The organism is Bacillus sp. AFS002410, assembly GCF_002556365.1.
Taxonomy (GTDB): Bacteria; Bacillota; Bacilli; order Bacillales; family Bacillaceae_G; genus Gottfriedia.
This window is the reverse complement of the sequence record NZ_NUEU01000036.1, coordinates 1-1,934: the sequence shown is the minus strand read 5'-3', so window position 1 is coordinate 1,934 and position 1,934 is coordinate 1. Positions and strand designations below refer to the sequence as shown.

The following is a 1,934-nucleotide window of genomic DNA, read 5'->3' as shown; positions in this document are numbered from 1 at the left end:
CCATTCTACTCGACTAGTTGAACAACATTAGACTGCTTAAGTAGTCTATTTTTTATTGTATTATCAAGCAGTATAGTTGAAGAAGAAGTGACCATTTATATTATTTTATTTTTTTTGAAACGTTTTTGTAGTATTGAGTGTCTAACTGATAGAAAAGAGAGGTGAGCACATGTCGTTTGAGAAAAAAGTAAAGAAGGCAAAAAGAGGAAACGAAAAAGCATTTCAAGAGTTAATTCAAGATGAAAAGAACAAACTATTTCGTATGGCCTTTTTATACGTGAAAAATGATGATGATGCCCTTGATATTATGCAAGATACTATTTATAAAGCTTTTATATCAATTAAACAACTAAAAGATCCTCTTTATTTTTCCACTTGGATATCAAGAATTTTAATTAATAGTGCATTGGATTTTATTAAGAAAAACAACCGTATAATTCCTTTTAGTGATGTTGATGGATTTCGCAATGAACAGAATTTTCGAATTGAAGAAAAATTGGACTTAGTAGAAGCAATTGAGCGATTAGAAGTGCAATATAAAACAGTGATTATTTTAAGATTTTATAAAGACCTTTCTATAAAACAGATTGCTGAAATATTGAAATGCCCTGAAGGAACTGTCAAAACTCGATTACATAGAGCCATTAATCAATTGAAATCGGATTTAAAAGAGGAGTGTATCTGATGAACGATTATTTATCTAACAACTTAAAAATAGAGATGGACAAAATAAAAATTCCTGAAGATAAATTGGATCAAGCGCTCGAACATGCCATCAAGAGAGGTAAAAAGAAACATCAAAGTCTTGGTAAGAAAGTGGTCTACTTGAGCAGTGCAGTAGTTCTTTTAGTTGGCCTATTAATAGGTTCAGCATTTGTTTCTCCAGCTATGGCAAGAGTCGTATCCAAAATTCCGTATTTAGGACAAATTTTTGAATTTAAGAATGATGTAGTTACTGTCATTTCAGAAGAACTAAGAGCAAAAGGTTACAACATTAGTGGAGCAGGGGTTTCATTTCCTGAAAAGGAAATAAATATAGGAATTAAAGGTTCAGAAAAGTATTTTGATACAGTAAAATCTGATGTAGAGGATATTGCGAAGGACATTCTACATTCTAGAAATTATGATGCATATACTGTTAAAGTTAGTAAATTTAAAGAGCGTAAGCTTGAAATGTCTGAAGAGGAGAGAAATAGGCTAAAAAAAGATGCTGAATTAATGGGTGCCGTTGATAAATTGCGTGAAAAATACCATTTCGAAAAACTGAGTTTAAGTTCTTCTCGAAAGATTGTTGATATAGACATACCGGACAATGAGAAACGAACGGAAGAAATTAAAAAAGAAGTTAAGAGTATACTATGGACAAAAACTAAAGAAGAATTTACGGTAAAGCTAAAAAAAATAAACATGAAGAAAAGAGAGCAAGATAGAAGATGGGTGGAGATACTTAGTATAGTTCGTGAAGATTTATTAGGGAAAAAGGATTACAAAGTTAGAATGGTAGGATATTCCGTCCACCCAGAACCAGAGATCCAAATGTTTATTACTTTGCCTAGTTCGGACGAAAATGCGAAAGATTTTGCTCAACAACTTGAAAAAGTTATTGACGACTTTCTTAAATCAGAACAAATGAAATCAAGAGTTAAAAACGATCCCTACCACATTACAATATACAGTAAAGACGACAAGATAATAAATTAACTTTTAAAATGGAGATCGGTTTTGCTTATTAAGTAAGATTTGACTTATAAAACTAAACCAGCTAATAGTTTGTCAATAATTTTCAATAAAAAAATTTTGTGACTCATGTTATACTATTTTTGACATGCCAAATAATCTTCCACTCATTTAAAAATTGGAAGATTATGGTAATTGAAGGTGGTTCAGATTTTAAGCTAGATCTTGGAAAGTGGCTTTGCTTTTTAACAGGGCAT

Annotated in this window: 2 protein-coding genes; both read left to right on the top strand. The window is 31.1% G+C overall.

From position 1 onward, the window contains the following. Window positions 1-169: 169 nt before the first annotated feature. Window positions 170-685 (top strand): sigma-70 family RNA polymerase sigma factor, encoded by a 516-nt coding sequence (locus CN692_RS18710; RefSeq protein WP_098120678.1) that lies wholly within the window; start codon window positions 170-172, stop codon window positions 683-685. Beyond that, window positions 685-1,701, top strand: coding sequence for a DUF4030 domain-containing protein (locus CN692_RS18705; RefSeq protein WP_098120677.1), 1,017 nt, complete (start codon window positions 685-687; stop codon window positions 1,699-1,701). The genes CN692_RS18710 and CN692_RS18705 overlap by 1 nt, the downstream gene beginning before the upstream one ends. The last annotated feature ends 233 nt before the right edge of the window (window positions 1,702-1,934 follow it).